The 21992-nt window shown below is 44.7% G+C and carries 11 protein-coding genes; 10 read left to right on the top strand and 1 reads right to left on the bottom strand.

The window, feature by feature from the left end; translation table 11 throughout:
• Positions 1-48 precede the first annotated feature (48 nt).
• Entirely contained in the window at positions 49-1515 is a 1467-nt protein-coding gene (locus P1X15_RS29490; RefSeq protein WP_277341716.1) for an MFS transporter, read from the bottom strand.
• Positions 1516-1948: 433 nt separating this feature from the next.
• Here P1X15_RS29490 and P1X15_RS29485 point away from each other — a divergent pair, with 433 nt between their 5' ends.
• From P1X15_RS29485 to P1X15_RS29440, 10 genes are all read left to right on the top strand, one after another.
• Positions 1949-2533 (top strand): RNA polymerase sigma factor, encoded by a 585-nt coding sequence (locus P1X15_RS29485; protein ID WP_277341715.1) that lies wholly within the window; start codon positions 1949-1951, stop codon positions 2531-2533.
• Positions 2534-2606: 73 nt separating this feature from the next.
• Positions 2607-3683: a FecR family protein gene (locus P1X15_RS29480; protein WP_277341714.1), complete on the top strand. Its 1077-nt coding sequence runs from the start codon at positions 2607-2609 to the stop codon at positions 3681-3683.
• Between the two features lie 245 nt (positions 3684-3928).
• Positions 3929-7360, top strand: a complete 3432-nt coding sequence (locus P1X15_RS29475; protein WP_409049716.1) for a TonB-dependent receptor — start codon at positions 3929-3931, stop codon at positions 7358-7360.
• A 6-nt stretch (positions 7361-7366) separates the two neighbouring features.
• Positions 7367-9178: a RagB/SusD family nutrient uptake outer membrane protein gene (locus tag P1X15_RS29470; protein ID WP_277341712.1), complete on the top strand. Its 1812-nt coding sequence runs from the start codon at positions 7367-7369 to the stop codon at positions 9176-9178.
• A gap of 350 nt (positions 9179-9528) precedes the next feature.
• The gene (locus tag P1X15_RS29465; RefSeq protein WP_277341711.1) at positions 9529-12003 is read left to right on the top strand and encodes a glycoside hydrolase family 95 protein; all 2475 of its coding nucleotides are present in this window, start codon (positions 9529-9531) and stop codon (positions 12001-12003) included.
• Positions 12004-12034: 31 nt separating this feature from the next.
• Positions 12035-13708: a glycoside hydrolase family 43 protein gene (locus P1X15_RS29460; RefSeq protein WP_409049715.1), complete on the top strand. Its 1674-nt coding sequence runs from the start codon at positions 12035-12037 to the stop codon at positions 13706-13708.
• 98 nt (positions 13709-13806) lie between these two features.
• Positions 13807-16116, top strand: a complete 2310-nt coding sequence (locus tag P1X15_RS29455) for a glycoside hydrolase family 127 protein (RefSeq protein ID WP_277341710.1) — start codon at positions 13807-13809, stop codon at positions 16114-16116.
• A 139-nt stretch (positions 16117-16255) separates the two neighbouring features.
• Complete coding sequence (locus P1X15_RS29450; protein WP_277341709.1) at positions 16256-18280, top strand: alpha-L-arabinofuranosidase C-terminal domain-containing protein; 2025 nt, start codon at positions 16256-16258, stop codon at positions 18278-18280.
• A gap of 4 nt (positions 18281-18284) precedes the next feature.
• A complete protein-coding gene (locus P1X15_RS29445) occupies positions 18285-19850 on the top strand; it encodes a glycoside hydrolase 43 family protein (protein ID WP_277341708.1) in 1566 nt (521 codons plus the stop codon).
• A 167-nt stretch (positions 19851-20017) separates the two neighbouring features.
• Positions 20018-21970, top strand: a complete 1953-nt coding sequence (locus tag P1X15_RS29440; protein WP_277341707.1) for a glycoside hydrolase family 97 protein — start codon at positions 20018-20020, stop codon at positions 21968-21970.
• Positions 21971-21992 lie beyond the last annotated feature (22 nt).

The raw sequence follows: 21992 nt of genomic DNA, 5'->3' as shown, positions 1-21992 counted from the left end.
TCACTTCGACTTAAACTTTTGTCACTTCGACGAAGGAGAAGCCTACACCTACCGCTGACGTTTTTCTTTCAAATCGGCCTCAATACGTACTTCCATTGTTTTGTTTATTTTATACCAAAACAACAAAGCGGTACCGACCAAGAAAATCAATCCCGGATAAATACTCACGGCCATTTTAATACCATTGACGGCCTCTAAGGTTTGTTGGGCTTGCTCAGCTACATACCCATATTTAGACAATATACCTGCACCTAAAGCACCGCCGATACTTAGACCTGCTTTTAACCCAAAAATCATGGCTGAAAATATAATAGCCGTAGCGCGACGGTTGTTTTTCCATTCTGAATAATCGGCCACGTCGGCTATCATGGCCCAAAGCAACGGAATCGTTACACCATAAGTAAAGCCGTGGAGAATTTGGGTAAAAAATACCAGACCAATGCTGGTATTGGCATAAAAATTAAACATCAACAAGCACAGCGCCGATAAAGCAAGGAAAATACCGAAAATGTTACGCTTCCCAAAACGGTCGGCTAGGGGTTTTGAAAACATAATCCCCACAATCATAAAGATAATCCCACCCGCATTAAAAACGCTGTTGGCAGAGGTAGGTGCATCTTCTGGCCATTCAAATTTCCCTAATCCTAAGCCTGTAATAGTAGCGTTTAAGCCCTCAATAAAATCATTGAAACCAATAGATTCTAGATAAGCGGCTTGGGCTGTAGGGTCGAGGTAGTATTTGAAATAATAGATGTACATACCTCCCTTGAGTGCTAAGGTAACAAACACCAAGATAGTTACTACCAACATAATGACCCAAGGTTTGTTTTTAGCAAGGTCAGTTAAATCTTGTTTGATGGAGTTTTTTTCTTCAACGGGTGGCACTATACGCTCTTTGGTGGTGAAAAAAGTAATCCAAAAACAAATCACGCCTACTATGGCAAAAAAGAGCATTACTTTTTCAAACCCAACTGCCTTATTGCCATGACCAAGCGACAATGCTAGAGGCAACAGCAATGATTGAATGATGAATTGGGCGACCATTACGGCCACAAAACGATACGATGAAAGGCTATTTCGTTCTTTCATATCGCCCGTAATAACCCCACTCAATGCCGAATAGGGCAAGTTGTTGGCCGAATACACAATGACGAGCAGTAGATAGGTCGTGAGAGCATAGATAACTTTGCCTGTTTCACCAAAATCTGGAGTAGAAAAGGCCAACAGTGAAATCACTCCAAAAGGGACAGATGTCCAGATAATCCACGGACGGAATTTTCCCCAGCGTGTATTGGTTCGGTCGGCGATGAGCCCCATCAAAACATTGAAAAATGCGCCTAACAAACCTCCCACAAAAATGATAACACTTGCCGTACCAGCAGGGATTTTGTAAACGTCGGTGTAGAAATACGCCAAAAAGGTCATTAATGTCTGAAAAATCAAGTTGGCAGCCAAATCGCCTAAGCTATACCCAATTTTTTCGAGGACCGAAAGCTTCTGATTGCTGGAATTCATGGGAGTTGTTGATTTAATATGGATTAAATAGTAGGGCTTCATTATGAAGCCCTACAAAATTATCATAGGTTAATTTCAAATTTTATCTAATTGAACGCTGGTTAAACCCCTTTAACCCCGAAGTACACCCAATTAGGTAGATTTGAATAGGAAAGCAAACTTATGGTAATGTTTACTATAATGCTAATGGTATTTTTTACAATATCTGTGAATGTTTTTTGTTGTAGGAGTCAAGTGTTTGTTTTTCAGGGTGTTAAATTCTGTTGGGCTTTAGAAATTCCTAGTGATATTTCCTATCTATTTTCAAAATGAGTCATTATAAAAAAATAAATTTCAACTTATTGTAAAAATTACCATAAGATATTGAAACTTTATTACTTTTGTTAGACTATTTACAAAAAATCTTTGTTTGATTATATTACTCGGTTTTACTATGGCTTTTCCAGTTCAAGACCATGTATTATGGAAATCATATCGAGAGGGCGATAAGCAAGCGCTTGGGACGATTGTTGAGCGGCATTATCGTACACTACGCCGCTATGGTTTAAAATTTATGATTGACGAAGCGACGGTGGAGGATTGTATCCAAGATTTATTTTTGCAGCTTTGGCAAAATCGTCTTCAAATCAACGATACTTTTTCTGTAAAGCATTATTTATTAAAATCTTTGAGAAGCCATGTCATTCAATATCTACGCGCCGAAAAACACTTTAGTCATCAAGAGACGGATTGGGACACTGCCTTGCCCGAAGAAGTAGATGCTGAAACGCTACTGATTCAGGAAGAAGTGGCATTGTTTCAAGTAAATGAGCTAAAAAGACAACTTGATACTCTTCCTACACGTGAGCGTGAAGCATTATATTTAAAGTATTATGAAAACCTATCAGTTTGTGAAATTGCCGAAATGATGAATGTAAATCGCCAATCGGTCTCTAATTTTTTACAAAAAGCCCTTAGCAAGTTGCGCGATCGTTGGCTAGTAGCACCTCTTTTTTGGATAATTTGCACTTTTTTTTAAAAAAATTAGCTTTCACAAGGGTATCTAGGTTACGTATCTTCATACTATCAATAAAAATAGTAGAAAAGTACCAATGAGCCTTTCACCCAACCCTTTTTCTGTTGCCGAACTTCTTGAAGATGAAACTTTCCAGCGATGGATGAAGGAAAGAAGTCAAGAAGATCGTCTATTTTGGGAGGAATGGCTCTACGTTTATCCCGAAAAAAGAGAAATATACGAACAAGCCGTTGCCATGTTTTTGGTGATTGAAGGAAAAAAAGATACTCTCTCTGACCAAGATATTTCTCTAAAAAAAGAACAAATACTAGAACTGATTTCTGAGGAATCTTCATCCTCCATAAAATCGCTTCTGAGTTGGACTTGGTTGCGAGGAGTGGCGGCTGTTATCATCATGGGTGTAGTCACTTGGTATTATTTTCGGGGCTTAGATACTCCACAAACAGCCCCTTTGACGACTCGTAGCGAAGAAAAAGGACTGGAGAGAGAGCAGTGGAGGCAGGTAAGTAATACATCCCAACAGCCTATGGTAGTTCTACTTCCTGACAATTCCTCGGTGGTATTGTCAGAAGGAAGCAGTTTACGTTTTCAGGCAGCTGTAAATACCGCTAAACGGGAAGTGTTTTTGAAAGGAGAAGGCTTTTTTGAAGTAAGTAAAGATCCCACAAAACCTTTTTTTGTTTACACCAATTCTCTCACTACCAAAGTATTAGGTACAAGTTTTCAAGTTCGTTCGTTTGAAGGAGAGACCGTGGCTTTAGTAAAAGTAAAGTCGGGGAGAGTGGCAGTGATGCCCGTAGCTTCGCCCAATAAGTCAACTTTACTTACTCCACATCAGCAATTAAGTATTGAAATTAAAACGAACAAAATAATCCAAGAAGAATCACGAGCAGCGCCCAAGAATCCTTCCGACATTGTCAACCAAGAGTTTACGTATGAATATGCCCATGTATCTGACATTTTAGAGCAGCTGCAAGAATCTTATAATATGCCTATTCAATATGAGCGAGAAAAACTCTCTACTTGCACGTTTACAGGACAATTAAACGACTTACCATTTCTTGAAAAAATTCGATTAATCTGTCTTACCATTGAATCTACTTACCAAATAATCGATAACAAAGTTGTCATCCAAAGTAAAGGATGTAATTAACCATTTTTTGTTCAAACCTTAACCAAGCTAATAATAATGATGTCTTGAAATCTATCTCTTTCCTTTTTTTAAAAGAAAAGCGATAGTGCTCCCAACACTATCGCTTGTACTACTCTGAAATGTGTAAGTATGACACATTTTGCCTTTAGGGCAGTAAACTGTTTTTGTCATTTCTTCCAAAAAACAACAAAACAAACAAATGTATGTATTACGATTTATTTAATCACAATGTTTGGATCAGGATTATGAAAATATCAAGCCTGCAATTCTTACTTGTGCTCCTATTTTTCAAGATAAGCTTTGCCCATGATAGCAAAGCGCAGGAGATTTTGAAGCGTCGAATTAGTTTTTCGGCTCAGAACCAAGATGCAGAAGTGGTTATTAAGAGAATTGAAAAATTAGCTAATGTACAATTTTTATTCAGTAGAGAAATTGTGCAATCGAAACGCAAAGTCACCTATCAAGCCAATAATGAAGAACTTTTTGGCGTGTTGGAGCACATTTTAACCCCGCTCAATTTAACCTACGAAGTAGTAGGACAACAAATTTTAATCAAACGACAACCCGCCCCTACACCCTTTCTTCCCCAAAACTCACCTCAAGAAGCAAGTCTTTCTGATATAAAGCAGATAGACATTGTTGGACGTGTAACGAGTGATGATGGTCAGGGGCTTCCAGGAGTGAATATTCAAGTAAAAGGTACTATAAAAGGTACAAGTACGGATGCCAACGGTGATTATAAACTTACTCTTCCTGATGCCAATGGAGTTGTTCTTGTTTTTTCGTACGTAGGATATGTCACCAAAGAAGTAGCAGTAGGCACTCAAAAAATCGTCAATGTGCGTTTGGAAGCAGATAACAAGACCCTTAACGAAGTAGTAGTAGTAGGTTATGGTACACAACGTAAACGCGATGTGACTGGTGCCGTAGTATCGGTCAATGAAGCAACATTGAAAGAAGTGCCGGCGCCCAACCTTCTTAACCAACTCAAAGGACGAGCCGCAGGGGTATCTATCGTAAGTAACGGCTCTACTCCCGGTAGTCAGGCCACTATTCGTATCCGTGGCAACCGATCTCTTACGACGGGTAATGGTGATGGGCTTGACGGCCCACTGGTGGTGGTAGACGGGATTCCGTTTGGAGGATTGAATGATATTAACCCAGACGATATTGCTAGCCTTGAAATCTTAAAAGACGCATCGGCAACGGCTATTTATGGTTCAAGAGGGGCCGGGGGTGTGATTTTGATTACTACAAAAAGAGGTAAAGTCGGTAAGCCAGTGTTGACATATGACGGGTACCATGGTGTTACAAATATTATGGGTAAATACAATGTCATGAACGGAGAGCAGTACGCAAAGTTCAAAGAGCAATCGGCTGCAATGAACACGCAGGGGGCTGGTACGACGGCGTATCCGTTGACCGAAGAGGAAAAGGCAAACCTGGCCGCAGGAGTTTCTACCGATTGGCAAGACTTATTGTATAAACAGGGCTTTAACACAAGTCATCAGCTTGGCTTGCAGGGTGGTGTAGAAAATACCCAATACGGTTTGGGCCTTGGGTACTTTAATGAAACGGGGATTATGCCGAATCAAAACTTTCAGCGTATGAATATCCGTGGTACCATAGATCAAAAAATCGGCAAGCGAGTTAAAATAGGTTTAAATACCCTCAATACCCTTACATACAGAAATGATCCTGCGGGAGGAGGGGTGCCGACGGAGTTGGTTCGTCTGTCACCACTTATCAAACCCTACAATGATGACGGCACGGTACTTCTAAATCCTAAACGAGGAACCATTGAAGCGCAGGCAGTAAGCCCACTTACCCTTATTTCTCGCGGCAACGATATTCTATCGCGGGAGCGTGCCATCAGAACTTTCAATAGTTTGTATGCAGAAGTCAGTATTTTGGATGGCCTTCGGTATCGGTTCAACGTCGGATTGAACTATAGTCAGACTGGTTTTAATGGCTACGGTCCGCCAAATACATTTGTCAATACAGGAGTTGACCAAAGTGTATCCAGTGCTGAAATCAGAAATACTGAATATTGGGACGTAAACATGCAGCACTTGCTGTATTATGACAAAACCTTTGGAAAACATAGAATAGGCTTAACCGGGCTCTATGAATATACAAAAAATCACTCGCTAGGCAGCCGATTCACGGTAAGGGGAGTTCCAGCTGATTACATTAAAACAGCCAATTTTGCGCTGGCTTCCGGCGCACCGGTTGCCCCTACAGACTTTGGTAACTCCTTTTCAGAAACTGGTCTGCTTTCTTACATGGCTCGATTGAACTATACGTTCAATGATAAATATATCTTGACAGCAACGTTCCGCAGAGATGGTTCGTCTACCTTATCCCCCGCTAATCAATACTTTAACTATCCGGCCATTGGTTTGAGTTGGAATATTATTGATGAGTCATTTATGAAAGAGTTACCTGTTTTCTCTAATTTAAAATTGAGAGGCGGTTGGGGGATTTCAGGTAACCGTAACGTAGGAGCGTATGCCACCTTAGGCGCGCTTTCAACGGGTTATTACAACTTTGGAACAACGGCTGCGGGTCAGGTACTTGCCTACACCGTTACCAGTCTTCCGGCGGCCAATCTGGGTTGGCAGTCAACGGCTCAGACCGATATCGGTTTAGAGATCGGTTTGTTCAACAACCGTATCATGGGTACCTTTGATGTGTATTTCCAAAAAACGAAAGACATTTTGCTTTCGGTCAACCTTCCGGAAAGTAACGGTGCCAACTCTACCCTGAAAAACTTAGGAAGAACCGAAGGAAAAGGGTTTGAATCTTCGTTAACGTTTGATATTTTCAGAAATAAGGGTGGTTTTAATTGGAGCGCCGATGTGACCTATTTCTTTAACCGTGAAAAAATCACGCAGCTTACTACACCGACCGAGTTAGATAACAAAGGAAACTTCTGGTTTGTGGGTCAGCCGTTGACGGTTATTTATGACTACAACAAAATCGGTATCTGGCAACAATCGGATTTGGATAACGGCACGCTGAAAAAACAAACATCGCCGGTACAGGTTCCGGGTGAGATCAGAGTGGAAGACGTAGATAACAACGGTATTATTGATGCCAATGACCGCAAGATCATCGGTAACTTCCAACCCAAGTGGGAGGGTGGTTTAACCAACAGAATCAGCTACAAAGGATTTGACCTATCCATCGTTACATTCGCTCGTATGGGAATGAAAGTAGTTGTTCCGTATTTGTCGGGTACTTCAGGCGGTGGTTCGGGTTTTGGTTTCTTGAACCAAGGACGTTCCAACCAATTGGTAATGGATTATTGGACACCGGAAAACCCCACAAATGCGTTCCCCAAACCTGACGCCGGCGGCGGCGTGCGAAACTTTACTTCCACTACTTCTTACCAGGATGGTTCTTTCATTAAAATGAGAAGTATCAATTTAGGCTATACGGTCAATGCAAAAGCACTTAACAGACTTGGTATTTCTTCGGCCCGCATTTACCTAAATGCGACCAATCCTTTCATTATTTATTCACCGCTGGTAAAAGCGAAGCTTGCGGTTGATCCTGAAGGAAACGGCTACGGTAATACCATTCAAGGGGGTAATTTTAACCGTTTTGTGACGGTCAACCTCAACAACCCTCCAGTGCGTCAATATACCTTAGGTTTAAATCTTAAATTTTAATTCAAGATGAAAAAAATACATAGCTCCATTCTTGTCTTCACGTTATTGTTTTGCCTGAGTTGCGGAAAAATACTAGAAGAGCATCCCCAATCGCAGATTGTACCTTCTTACTTTAACAGTTCTGCCGGGGTATTAGGCGGGATTGCGGGCGTATATAATCTAATCCGAAACCAATGGGGTACCGAAGGGTTTTCGACAGAGATGCAGGCCGGTACCGACGAATTCATTCAGGGAGCCAGCAGTGGCGGCGGCCCGGTACATACATTTAATGGTCTTAATAGTTCCAATTTCGGCTCGGCTTGGGGAACGTCTTTTGTGGCAATCAATACCATCAACGGTGTGTTGAAATATGGTCAGAGTATTGACCTACCTGAAGCAACCAAAAAACAATATTTAGCCCAGGCCAAGTTTTTGAGAGCTTTCTGGTATTTTTATTTGGTGCAAACATGGGGAGATGTTCCATTGAGTACTGAGTTTATTACGGTTCCCTCACAAAGTGCCAAAAGAGACCCCGCAACAGAAGTATATAAGTTGATTATTCAGGACTTGACCGAAGCCGCCGCTGCTTTGCCCGATAAACCAACCGCTCCCTTCTTAGGAAAGGCTGCGACCAAACCTGTGGCTTTATTTTTTCTGGCAAAAGCCTATTTGACCCGTGGTTGGCTGACAAATTCACAAGCAGATTTTGCGGAGGCTGCTAAAATTTCGAGTGATATTATTGCTAATAAAGGAACCTATGGGTTAGAGTTGTGGCAGGATTTTGGCGACGCTTTTGTGCCTGCCAATGACTATGGTAAAGAAACTATGTTTGTTAGTGATCACTCAAATGATGCTAAGTTTGGATATTATACCGTAGGAGGGGGATCCAGTGGCGGTGACGCTCAAAACCTGACGCCCTGGTTTACCAACTGGAACTACCCGAACAACAGTGGTATGAATTCCTTTGTCAATGCATCAGGTGTATTGGTAAACTCTGGCACTTCAGGGATGATTCGTGACTCATACTATGGCCGTCCGTATGCCCGCATTCGCCCCAACAGCGTCAAACAAACTTCCGGAGAGGCTACTGGCAAAAATTACTTTCTGGATCAGGCGTTTGTAAAAAGGGATGTAGATTCAAGATTTAACAATACATTTTATACGGTATATATCTCTAATACTTCGGTAACGAATACCCCAACGGCGGCAAATAACAAGCGAGGTATTGGATATACAACGCAGGTCGGTGTTGATACCGCCGTATGGATCACAGATTATGAAGTGGTAGGTGCTCCTCAGTTCGTTGGCACGAGACCTTTTAAGGGGATCGTCGCGACTCCAAGCATGTGGAATGCCAATTTATACCCTGCTATCAAGAAGCACATGGATCCAAGCCGTGGCAGTAATTTCAATGACCCTTCCACGCGTCCGGTAGTGATTACACGTTTTTCGGAAGTTTACTTAGTAGGTGCAGAAGCCTATCTTCAATCAGGAAACAAAGCAAAAGCTGCCGAATTGCTCAATGTAGTTCGTCAAAGAGCTGCTTATCGAAAGACGAACACCGCAGCACAAAATGCCGCCGCTGCCGCTGCCATGACGATTACTGCCGATGAAGTAACCGTTGATTTTATCTTGGATGAAAGAAGTCGTGAATTTTTTGGTGAGTGGATGAGATACCACGATTTGGTACGTACTAAAACTTTGGTACGACGCATAAAAGCCTGGAATAGTGAGGCTGGACCTTATGTAAAAGATTTTCATATATTAAGACCGATTCCTCAGTCGCAAATAGATCGTACAGTGGAGGGGCCTGCTTTTACGCAAAACCCTGGTTATTAAAATGGAAGTGAGTCAGTAGAAGATAAATCGCATGAATGGGATGTAAGTGGCAGTTGCCACTTACATCTTTTGTGGTTTTTAACTAATATTTTGTATATTTTATAAAATAAATATAACTTTTTTATCTTTGTTGGGTCGTTTATAATTATCTTTGGCTACGACAATAATCCATTAAATAAAAATACAATTTTACTATTTATCCTTGTCTGGATAAACAGAAACGGTAGTGCTACCCTTATTGTTTTTTTTATGAATAGAAATGTGTCATAATTACACATTCTATCTTTTCTTGAAGAATTTAGTTTAAAAAAAGCCAATTCTATCCTTATTAGGTCGTAAACTTATTATTAATGAAACAGTTTTTTTTGCTTTGTTTACTGATTTTATCATCTCTAGGTTTTTCTCAAGAAGCTAAAAACCTCAAACTTTGGTACAACAAACCTGCGGGAACCGTATGGGAAAATGCTTTGCCGATTGGTAACGGGCGATTGGGCGGCATGATTTATGGCAATGTCGGCAAAGAAACGATTCAGTTGAATGAACACACGGTTTGGTCAGGTAGCCCCAACCGTAATGATAACCTCGACGCGTGGGCCTCGTTGCCCCAAATGCGCCAGCTGATTTTTGACGGAAAACAAAAAGATGCTGAAAAACTGGCCAATAAAACCATTATCACCAAAAAATCGCACGGGCAGATGTTCCAGCCCGTCGGGAGCTTGCAGCTTACGTTTGACGGACATGAAAATTATACAGATTATTATCGTGAATTGGACATTGAACGGGCAGTGGCCAAAACGACCTATACAGTCAATGGAGTAAAATATACACGTGAGGTGCTTGCCTCTTTGCCCGACCGAGTGATTGTGATACAATTGACAGCCGATAAATCGGGAAGTTTGTCTTTTGCAGCTTCTTATGCCACACCTCATGCCCAAAAAGAAATCAAGACGGTTTCTTCAAATGAATTGACTTTATCAGGTATTACCTCCGATCATGAGGGCGTGAAAGGCATGGTGAAGTTCAAAAGTATTGCCCGTATCAAAACCCAAGGCGGAAGTATCACCGCCAATGATACCGCGTTGATTGTCAAAGGAGCAACCTCTGCTACTATTTACATTTCTATCGCTACTAATTTTAACAGTTATAAAGACCTCAGCGGCGATGAAAATGCCAGGGCATTGGCCTATTTGAACAAAGCTTATGCCAAACAATATGCTACCATTTTACCCACTCATATCACTGCATACCAAAGGTTTTTTAATCGTGTAAAACTAGACCTTGGAACAACCAATGCTGCACAACTCCCCACCGATGAACGGCTTAAAAATTTCCGCTCGGTCAATGACCCTCAGTTGGTTACGCTCTATTACCAATACGGCCGCTACCTGCTGATTTCGTCTTCGCAGCCAAGCAATAAAATAGAATCGGGGCAACCTGCCAACTTGCAAGGTATCTGGAACCACCGTATGAAACCGCCGTGGGACAGCAAATATACCATCAACATCAATGCCCAGATGAACTACTGGCCTGCCGAAAAAACCAACCTGTCGGAACTGCACGAACCGTTTTTGAAAATGGTAACGGAGTTGTCTGAAACAGGTCAGCAAACGGCGCGTGAAATGTACCACACCCGTGGCTGGATGGCGCACCATAATACCGACATCTGGCGGGCAACGGGAGCCATTGACGGGGCATTTTGGGGTATGTGGCTCGGCGGCGGCGGCTGGACTGCCCAACACTTGTGGGAGCATTATCTGTACAGCGGCGACAAAGCTTATCTGACAAAAATTTACCCCATTCTGAAAGGTGCGGCTCTTTTCTATGCCGACTTTTTAATAGAACACCCAAAATACAAATGGCTGGTGATCAACCCCGGAAGCTCCCCCGAAAACGCCCCGCAAGCCCACGACGGTTCGTCGCTGGACGCAGGCACTACGATGGACAACCAGATTGTGTTTGATGCCTTCAGTACGGTGATTCGGGCGACGGAAATCCTCAAAAAAGACGTCTCTTTTGCCGATACGCTCAAACAACTACGAAATAAACTAGCTCCGATGCACGTAGGTCAGTACGGTCAGTTGCAGGAATGGCTCGACGACGTGGACGACCCCAACGACCACCACCGCCACGTGTCGCATCTGTACGGCCTGTTTCCATCTAACCAGATTTCTCCTTACCGCACCCCCGAATTATTCAATGCCTCACGGACTACCCTCATCCACCGTGGCGACGTTTCGACGGGCTGGAGCATGGGCTGGAAAGTAAACTGGTGGGCCAAGTTGCAGGATGGTAACCACGCCTATGCCTTGATTCAGAATCAGTTAACGCCACTTGGTGTCATCAAGGAAGGCGGCGGAACCTATAACAACCTGTTTGATGCACACCCACCGTTCCAGATTGATGGCAATTTTGGCTGTACGTCGGGGATTACCGAAATGCTGATGCAAAGTGCTGACGGTGCTGTACACCTGCTGCCCGCACTGCCCGATGTGTGGCCCACTGGCAACGTAGGCGGCCTACGCGCCATCGGCGGTTTTGAGGTGACAGACATGCAGTGGAAAGACGGCAAATTGATCAAACTAACCGTAAAATCAACCTTAGGAGGCAACCTGAGGGTGCGTACGCCGAATGCCCTCAAACTTACCAGTGGCGGTAGTTTGAAGCCTGCAACGGGCGAGAATCCGAACGCGTTTTATGTCACCCAGAAAACCGCAACGCCTGTCATTTCGGCCAAAGCTAATGTCGTGCCTCTTTCGTTGAAAGAAACGGTGCTATACGATGTGCCAACGCAGGCAGGGAAGTCGTATGTCTTTGTTAATCAATAAATTAAAGAAATTGAATACTTTACGAATAACCATGTTGAAAACTGCATTCACCACCTTTTGTCTTGCTTGCTTAATGGCATTGAGTCCACTTGCGCAAGCCCAGAAAGTTACCTTAAACAATCCGATTCTGACGGGTTTTTATCCTGACCCGAGTATTGTCAAAGTGGGGCCTGATTATTACAGTGTACATTCTACCTTTTCGTACTTTCCAGGGCTGCCCATCATGCACAGCCGCGACCTGAAAAACTGGAAGCAAATTGGCAACGTCATCAGCCGTCCGTCACAAATGGATTTTATGGGCGAGCGGATGAGTCGTGGGCTTTTTGCTCCTGCCATTACTTATTACAAAGGCATATACTACGTAACCTGCACTGATATTGACCATGATGGGAACTTTGTGGTTACTGCCACCAACCCTGCTGGCCCTTACAGCAACCCTGTAAAACTTCCACAAGTCAGGGGCATCGACCCATCCATTTATTTTGACGAAGCTACCGATAAAGCATACATCGTTTATAATAGCGATGCTCCTGATAATAAACCACTTTACCCGGGTCATCGCACCGTTCAGATGTATGAGTTTGATTACAAAAACTTAAAAACTATCGGAGAAAAAAAGCAATTGATAAACGGTGGGGTGGATATTACTAAAAAACCAGTTTGGATTGAAGGTCCACACATTTTGAAACGCAACGATTGGTATATTCTTTATTGTGCCGAAGGCGGAACGTCCGTGAATCACTCGCAGGTGGCCTTGCGCAGCAAAGATATTTGGGGGCCGTATGTGCCGTTTGAAGGTAATCCAGTCTTGACCCAAAGAGGCTTACCCGCCGACCGCCCCAACCCGATTACGTCGGCAGGACACGCCCAGTTTATTGAAGGCCCTGACGGCAATTGGTATTCAATTTTCTTGGCTGTTCGCCCTTACGAAGGTGATTATTATAATACTGGTCGTGAAATGTTCATTGCTCCGCTCACATGGGTAAACGATTGGCCAATGATTGAGCACGGCGAAAAAGCCATCGAGTACAAATACCAAACCAACATCAAGGAGGTAAAACAGAAAGGGGCTTTGCCGCAAAACGGCAATTTTGCTTATACCATGACCTTCGACAAAGGACTCGACCTTTCGCTAATGCACTTGCGAACGGTTGATAGCAGTTCATTTAAAACTTCTAAAAATGGTCTAACGCTTAAACTCAAGCCTGAAACTATCTCAGAGTTGGGCAATCCATCTTTTGTGGCCAAACGCCAGCAACACATGTATTCAGTAGCTGAAACAGAGTTGAATTTTACGCCAAAAACTGAAAAAGAAAAGGCGGGTTTAGTGATTTATCAAGACGAAAGCCATTTTTACTTTTTGGCAAAATCTATCAAAGATGGTAAAACACAAGTGGAATTATACAAAAGTGTGCATCGCAAAAAAGACGTAGAATTGATAAATACGCTACCCGTAGGAAATGGCAAATTGAATTTAAAAATAACTTCAAAAGCCGATAAAGTTGATTTTGAGATTTCTGAAAACGGTAAAACTTACAAAATCGTTGCCGAAAACTTAGATGGGAAGCACTTATCTACCAAAGTATCAGGTGGATTTATTGGCAATGTGTATGCTATGTATGCTACTTCAAATGGTGAAAAATCAGACAACTCCGCTACGTTTAAATTCCTGAAATACAGCGGTAATGATGCTGTCTTGAAATAAAAAAAATTTAACCTCACCCCACCCTCTCCTTTCTGGAGAGGGCTTTAAATCCCCTTCTCCAGAAAGGAGAAGGGTTAGGGATGAGGTTGAATTACTTCATGAAGCACCTAAAAAAATATATTTTGAAACTCCTTTTTTTACATACCATAACCGCCTTCTTGCTCAGCTCTTCGGCATTCGGGCAGATGCAACCGTTTACCCTTCAGGAGGTGAAGGTGACGAATGGTGCTTTCAAGAACGCGCAGGACGTTGACATGCGGTACATCCTGTCGCTGAACCCTGATAAGCTGCTGGCGCCGTACCTCATCGACGCGGGGTTACCCCTGAAAGCCGAACGCTATGGCAACTGGGAAAGCTCGGGGCTGGACGGCCACATCGGCGGGCATTACCTGTCGGCACTGGCCATGATGTACGCCTCGACGGTCAATACCGAACTGAAAAAGCGGCTCGACTACATGGTGGATCAACTGGCTCAGTGTCAGGCTAAAAACGGTAACGGCTACGTGGGCGGTATTCCGCAGGGAAAGGTCTTTTGGGAACGGATTCACAAAGGCGACATCGACGGCAGCAGCTTTGGGTTGAACAACACGTGGGTGCCGCTCTATAACATTCATAAGTTGTTTGCAGGCTTGCGGGATGCCTACGAATTTGCGGGTAATCAGCAAGCCAAACAGGTCTTGATTGGACTGGGCGATTGGTTTATCGAACTCATCCAACCGCTCTCCGATGCCCAGACGCAACAGATTCTACGTACTGAACACGGCGGCATCAACGAAACGTTTGCCGATTTATACATCCTAACCAAGAATAAAAAGTACCTGGATGCTGCCCTGAAACTGTCGCATCAGGCTCTATTGACGCCTTTGCTCGCCAAACAGGATAAACTGACGGGGCTTCACGCTAATACGCAGATTCCGAAAGTGATTGGGTATGAGAAAATTGCCATGCTTACGGGCAAAACCGATTGGTCGGAAGCGGCTCGCTTTTTCTGGCAGAACGTTTCCCAGGCTCGCACGGTGGCGTTTGGAGGAAATAGCGTGCGGGAGCATTTCAACCCAACGACCGATTTCAGTGGCATGTTGAAGTCAAATCAAGGCCCTGAAACCTGCAATTCGTTCAATATGCTTCGGTTGAGTAAAGCATTGTTTCTGGATAAGAACGATCCGAGCTATCTGGATTTTTACGAACGGACGCTATATAATCACATTTTGTCGAGTCAACATCCGCAAAAAGGGGGCTTTGTGTACTTTACACCCATTCGCCCCAACCATTATCGGGTCTATTCGCAACCCGAAACCAGCATGTGGTGTTGTGTGGGTTCGGGCATTGAAAACCATACGAAGTACGGCGAACTGATTTATAGCCATTCCGCCAACGATCTGTTTGTCAATTTGTTTATTCCGTCTTTGTTGAACTGGAAAGAAAACAATATTCAGCTAACCCAAAGCACAACGTTTCCGTACAAAAACCAGACGGAACTGGTACTAAAACTGGCCAAATCGCAGGCGTTTACGCTGAATATTCGTTACCCGAAATGGGCAGAAAACGTCGAGGTGTTGGTCAATGGGAAAACGTACCCCACCAACGCCCAACCCTCGCATTACATCGGTATTCAGAAAAAATGGAAATCGGGCGATAAAGTAACGGTGCAGTTTACGACTTCTACCAAACTGGAATACCTGCCCGACAACTCCAATTGGACAGCGTTTGTGTACGGGCCTATTGTGTTGGCAGCCAAGACTTCTACCTCTGATTTAGTCGGCCTTTTCGCCGATGATAGCCGCATGGGGCACGAAACGAAAGGGAAACTGTACCCTATTGACAAAGCCTATGCGCTGATTGGCAACACGGACTCGTACCTTTCTAAACTAAAATTAGGTGGTAATCTGACCTTTAGCCTCGATTCGCTGACGCTGCAACCTTTCTATGAAATCCACGACGCCCGTTATCAGATGTATTTCCAGACGTTTACGCAGGCGGACTTTGAAGCCCAAAAAGCAACCCAACGGCAGCAGGAGGTCGAGGCATTGGCACTGGAAGCCCGAACAGTTGATAAGGTGAATTGTGGTGAACAGCAACCCGAAGTAAATCATTCGTACAAAGGCGAAAAAAGCGATTCGGGCTACGATGATGACGGTCGGTTCTGGCGAAATACACGCTCTTATATTTCGTATCAGTTGCAAAATAAAGACTCGGCGGGGAAGACGTTGGAAATCCATTTTTCAGGAAATCTGAAAACAGAAGAGGTCGGTATTTTTATCAATGACCGAGCAGCAGAAGTTATCGCGGTAAAAGATAAAGTGATTGTCCTCAAAGCCGATGATAAAGAGGTCGTTCACCTCAAAATCGTATCCGAAAACGGAAGACCGACGCCACGATTTCATCAAATCAGAATAGTAACCTTGTAAAGGTTTTAAACCTTTACAAGGATTCAAACGGTCTGACGACAGTCTGACCTGCATCTACAATAAAAAGTTAGAAGAAATTAAAGAGATGTTCAAACGGTCTGACGACAGTCTGACCTGCATCTACAATAAAAAGAAAAAGATGAATACTAAAAATAATTGGGTCAGATTAATACTGATAGGCTTACTGATTGGGTTAGGACTGCATGACAATGGTTTTGCCCAGACCTCGAAAAATAATTACCCCAAAAGCAAAAAAATCAGCCCGTACCTGTTCGGGTTATTTTTTGAAGACATCAACTATGCTGCCGACGGTGGGCTGTATGCCGAACAAATTCAAAATCGCTCGTTTGAGTACAATCCTGCTGAGCAACGCAACTGGCATCACCTTTCGTTTTGGGAATACATTACGCCCGTTTTTTCCTACGGCAATCTAAGTATCGAAACCAAAGAACCCGTTCACCCCAACAACCCCCACTATGCCGTATTGACGATAAACCGTGTGGGCGTTCACGCCTTTGGCCCCCGCACTGATATACCGGAAAACAAGGGTACGCCAGGGGTAGGAATTAAAAACACAGGCTTTGATTACATCGTGGTAAAGCAAGGCGAAAAATATAATTTTTCGATGTTTTCGCGACTACTTTCAACCACACCAATTTCCGTAAAAGTGAGCCTTCAGGCGCCCAAAGGAAGAGTACTGGCCGAAACCGAACTGACCGTCGATGCCAAAAATTGGCGTAACTATACCGCAACCTTAGCCCCGTCAGAAAGCAACGATTCGACCTCGCTGGTCGTTCTGGCCACCACCGAAGGCCAACTGGCGTTGGATGTAGTATCGCTTTTTCCCGAAAAAACCTTCAAAACCCGTCCAAATGGCTTACGGGCTGATCTGGCACAATTGCTCGCCGACATGAAGCCCGCCTTCATTCGCTTTCCTGGCGGCTGTTTGGCTCACGGCGACGGTGTGGGCAATATGTATCGCTGGCAAAATACCATTGGGCCTGTGGAGCAGCGTGTAGAGCAACGAAACTTGTGGGGCTATCACCAAACCGCAGGTTTAGGCTATTTTGAATATTTCCAATTTTGCGAAGACATCGGAGCTAAGCCATTGCCCGTATTGCCTGCTGCCGTCAGTTGCCAAAATTCGGGCGGAACGTGGCGAGTGGGCGGAACAGGTCAGCAAGCTCTGCCCATGGAAGAAATGGACGAATATGTTCAGGAAGTTCTGGATTTAATTGAGTGGGCCAATGGCCCTGCCACGTCTGTCTGGGGAGCCAAACGGGCGGCTGCGGGGCATCCTGAGCCGTTCAATCTGGAATATATCGGCATCGGAAACGAGGATAAAATCTCGCCCGAATTTGAAGCACGATTTAAGATGATCACACAGGCGGTTAAAGCAAAATACCCTCAAATCACGCTGATTGGTACTTCGGGGCCATTTTCTGAGGGCGAAGACTTTGAAAAAGGCTGGAAAATTTCAAATGATCTCGCGGTTTCGATTGTTGACGAACACTACTATAAAGAGCCAAAATGGTTTCTCTCCAACCTGAATCGCTACGATAGATACGACCGCACCAAAGCAGGGGTGTATTTAGGCGAATATGCTTCATGGGGCAATAAATTGGGTAATGCCATTGCCGAAGCCGCCTACATGATAGGCCTGGAACGCAATGGCGATGTGGTTAAAATGGCGTCCTACGCTCCCCTTTTGGCAAAAAAAGACCATACGCAATGGAAAACTGACATGATTTTTTTCGACAACAAGCGGGTCAGTCTGACACCCAATTATCATGTTCAAAAAATGTTTACCACCAATCAGGGCGACGAATATTTTGAGCAGATTATTTCTAAAGACTCGAAAGATACAACCCTTGCCGCTTCGTGCGTGAAAGACACCCAAACGGGCGATGTTATCTTGAAAATGGTCAATACAGGCAAAATTGCCAAGACCATGAAAGTCAATCTGGCAGCTTTTAAAAACTTCTTGCCTGACGCAGCACAAACGATTCTTTTGGGTGAAGAAAACACTGAAAACACTTTAGAAAAGCCAACCAACATTACACCCGCCAGCTCAGCCATTAAGGTGACCAAGGGATTTGAGTATGTTGCCCCGCCTATGTCGCTGACCGTAATCCGTATTAAAACCCAAGCCAAGAAAATCTAAAACGATGCTAAAGCATTTCTTTTTCAGTCTGTTGCTGGCCATTCCTATTGGCTTATTTGCGCAGGGAAACAAAGCGCACAACCCCATTATCTTTGCCGACGTGCCCGATTTGGCCATGATTCGGGTGGGAAATACGTACTACATGAGCAGCACCACCATGCACATGAGTCCGGGCTTGCCCATCATGAAATCAAGCGATTTGGTCAATTGGCAAATGGTGGGTTATGTCTATGACACGCTGGCCAATGTGCCTTCGCTGAACCTTACCGACGGAAAAGGGACGTACGGTCGAGGTTCGTGGGCGAGCAGTTTGCGCTTTCATAAGGGCACGTACTACGTAACGACTTTTGCCCAAACTACGGGGAAAACGTACATCTGGTCTACCAAAAACATCGAAAAAGGGCCGTGGAAAGTAGCCACGTTCAAACCTGCCTACCACGACCACACGCTGTTTTTTGATGAAAACGACAAGGCTTATCTAATCTACGGTGCAGGAAAACTCAAATTGGTTGAACTAAACGATGACCTCACGGGTGTCCGCAAAGGGACAACCGAAACGGTAGTCATCGAAAACGCAAGTTTGCCAGCTGGAAGCAACATCATGCTGGGTGCCGAAGGCTCTCAACTTTTCAAACACAATGGTAAGTATTACCTCTTCAATATCTGTTGGCCGCGTGGCGGCATGCGGACGGTGGTTATCCACCGCGCCGACAAAATCACGGGGCCGTGGGAAGGTCGCGTAGGGTTGCAGGACTTAGGTGTGGCGCAGGGCGGCTTGATTGACACGCCAGACGGACGCTGGTTTGCCTATCTGTTCCGCGATTTTGGCGGGGTTGGACGCATTCCGTATTTGGTGCCTGTGACGTGGGAAAACGGCTGGCCTGTGTTGGGCGTTAACGGCAAAGTCCCCGAAACGTTGGATTTGCCAGCCAATAAATCGCTCATTCCCAACATTGTAGCCTCGGACGAATTTGCCCGCAAAAAGAGTGACGCGGCCTTGCCGTTGGTGTGGCAATGGAACCACAACCCCGATAATTCGCTCTGGTCAGTATCCGAACGAAAAGGATTTTTACGCTTAAAAACGGGACGAATCGATAGCTCGTTTGTACTCGCCCGCAACACCCTCACCCAGCGCACCATCGGCCCCGAATCGACGGGTTCGACCTTGTTGGATGCCTCAAACATGAAAGAAGGCGACTTCGCGGGGCTGGGTTTGTTACAAAAGAATTTTGGTTTGGTAGGGGTAAAGGTCGGTAAAGGGCAGAAATCAATCGTCATGGTTAGTGCCAATACGGGCAAACCCGTTGAGATTGAGAACATCCCGCTTACCCAAAATACGCTGTACGTCAAGGCAGAATGTAATTTCAACAAACGCGCCGACATCGCCCAATTCTTTTACAGCCTCGACGGCAAGGTCTGGGCAAAAATCGGTGAGCCGCTGAAAATGCCTTACACCATTCCGCATTTTATGGGCTACCGTTTTGGGTTGTTCAACTACGCCACCCAAACCACGGGCGGCTTTGCCGACTTTGATTATTTCCGAATTGATGACAAGATTTCAGAGAAGTAATAGTTGTTCTTTTTTACGATAAAACCTGTTTAAACAACCCTTTGTCATCCCGACCGGTACGCTGAGGCGGAAGGAGGGATCTTTGCCAGATCGCCAATGCGATAAAATGGCCAACCACTGAAGATTCCTCGTGCCTCGGAATGACAAACATTCAACATAAACCGTCTATGAAATACATCTTTTGTCTTTTTCTGCTAAGTACTTTTTGGGCAACAGCCCAAAACAACCCAACTACCATCAGCAGTCCTAATGGCAAACTGGTGGTTAATCTTACCCTAGACAACGGAAAGCCCTCGTATAGTATTTCTTTAAATGGCAAGACGTTCCTGACTAAATCTCCGCTCGGACTGAAAACCAACGTGGGTGATTTTTCGGAGAATTTAGTACTGGTAGATGCTAAAACCAGTGTTCAGAAAATTGACAATACCTATGAATTGCCCAACATAAAGCAACGAAAGGTACATTATGTGGCCAATGAAGGGGGATTTGTGTTCTCAAAAAACAACGTAGATGCTTTTCAGGTGACATTCAGGGTGAGTAACAACGATGTGGCGTTTCGCTACAAGGTGTATCCCCAAAAACAATCCCGTAGCTGTGTTGTCAACGAAGAAGCATCGGGTTTTGCCTTTCCGAAAGGAACCACCACGTTTTTGTCGGCCCAAAGTAAAGCCATGGTCGGTTTTGCCCGAACCATGCCAAGCTACGAAATTACCTATACAGTCGATGATACGTTGGGGAAAAACGGCAGAGGCAACGGATACACCTTCCCGTGTTTATTCAAGGTCAATACCAACGGCTGGGTGTTAATTTCTGAAACGGGCGTGGACAGCCGATACTGTGGCAGCCGACTGATTGGTCATTCAGAAGGGTTATATACCATCGGGTTTCCAATGCCCGACGAAAACAACGGCAACGGCACTTCCGCGCCGGGGCTCCCGCTACCCGGCGAAACGCCGTGGCGCACCATTACCGTAGGCGAAACATTGGCACCGATTATCGAAACAACCGTACCATTCGACGTAGTAGAACCCCGTTATGCGGCTTCGCAGTCCTATAAATATACCAAAGGCTCATGGAGCTGGATTATCGGCATGGACGGAAAAACAGTCTATGACGAACAGAAACGATACATTGATTTCAGCGCGGCGATGGGCTACGAAACCGTTTTGGTGGATGCTCTCTGGGACACGCAGATTGGACGGGAGAAAATAGCTGAATTAGCAAAATACGGCGCGGGTAAAGGGGTTAGTTTGTATTTATGGTACAACTCCAACGGCTACTGGAATGACGCCCCGCAAGGCCCGAGAGGGATTATGGACAACACCATTGCCCGTCGGAAAGAGATGGCGTGGATGAAAAGTATTGGCGTGAAAGGCATTAAAGTGGACTTCTTCGGCGGCGATAAACAGGAAACGATGAAGGTCTATGAAGACATCCTCTACGACGCCAACGACTACGGCATCCTGTGCATTTTTCACGGCTGTACCCTGCCGCGTGGCTGGGAAAGGATGTATCCAAACTATGCGGCAAGTGAGGCCGTTCTGGCCAGCGAAAACCTCGCCTTTTCGCAGCGGAGCTGTGATTATGAGGCTTTTAACGCCACGTTGCATCCCTTCATCCGCAACACCGTCGGCAGCATGGATTTTGGCGGGAGTGCCCTGAACAAATTTTACAATGCCAATAATACACCTAACCGTGGCTCAAAGCGGGTAACGTCGGATGTATATGCGCTGGCAACGGCGGTATTGTTTCAGAGTGCCGTGCAGCATTTTGCACTGGCTCCCAACAATTTAACAGACGCACCAGATTGGGCCATCAGTTTTATGAAAACGGTCCCAACCACTTGGGAGGAGGTTCGCTATATTGACGGTTACCCTGGGAAGTATGTGGTACTGGCCCGTTGTCATGGCAACAACTGGTATGTAACAGGTATAAACGCGCAAAAAGAAACCCTGAAACTAACCGTCAAACTGCCCATGATTGCGGCGGGGGCAGACTTGCGGCAATATACTGACGACGAACAACTGAACGGCAGAGTCAGTACCTCAAAACTGCCGAAGAATCAGGAAGTTGACCTGACGATTCCGACGAATGGCGGCGTACTGATTGTGCAGCAATAACAAGGAAAAACCCTTAACCAAA

Source organism: Runella sp. MFBS21 (assembly GCF_029433105.1).
In the GTDB taxonomy this organism is placed as follows: Bacteria; Bacteroidota; Bacteroidia; order Cytophagales; family Spirosomataceae; genus Runella.
The sequence above is the reverse complement of the archived record's forward strand: the minus strand, read 5'-3'. Positions and strand labels throughout refer to the sequence as shown.

What these genes read in the sequence shown, in the direction of transcription:
- P1X15_RS29480 (WP_277341714.1), top strand. Translation starts at nt 2,607, where the DNA reads ATGAGCCTTTCACCCAACCCTTTTTCTGTTGCCGAACTTCTTGAAGAT.
- P1X15_RS29475 (WP_409049716.1), top strand. Translation starts at nt 3,929, where the DNA reads ATGAAAATATCAAGCCTGCAATTCTTACTTGTGCTCCTATTTTTCAAG.
- P1X15_RS29450 (WP_277341709.1), top strand. Translation starts at nt 16,256, where the DNA reads ATGAATACTAAAAATAATTGGGTCAGATTAATACTGATAGGCTTACTG.
- P1X15_RS29465 (WP_277341711.1), top strand. Translation starts at nt 9,529, where the DNA reads ATGAAACAGTTTTTTTTGCTTTGTTTACTGATTTTATCATCTCTAGGT.
- P1X15_RS29470 (WP_277341712.1), top strand. Translation starts at nt 7,367, where the DNA reads ATGAAAAAAATACATAGCTCCATTCTTGTCTTCACGTTATTGTTTTGC.
- P1X15_RS29485 (WP_277341715.1), top strand. Translation starts at nt 1,949, where the DNA reads ATGGCTTTTCCAGTTCAAGACCATGTATTATGGAAATCATATCGAGAG.
- P1X15_RS29460 (WP_409049715.1), top strand. Translation starts at nt 12,035, where the DNA reads ATGTTGAAAACTGCATTCACCACCTTTTGTCTTGCTTGCTTAATGGCA.
- P1X15_RS29455 (WP_277341710.1), top strand. Translation starts at nt 13,807, where the DNA reads ATGAAGCACCTAAAAAAATATATTTTGAAACTCCTTTTTTTACATACC.
- P1X15_RS29490 (WP_277341716.1), bottom strand. Translation starts at nt 1,515, where the DNA reads ATGAATTCCAGCAATCAGAAGCTTTCGGTCCTCGAAAAAATTGGGTAT.
- P1X15_RS29440 (WP_277341707.1), top strand. Translation starts at nt 20,018, where the DNA reads ATGAAATACATCTTTTGTCTTTTTCTGCTAAGTACTTTTTGGGCAACA.
- P1X15_RS29445 (WP_277341708.1), top strand. Translation starts at nt 18,285, where the DNA reads ATGCTAAAGCATTTCTTTTTCAGTCTGTTGCTGGCCATTCCTATTGGC.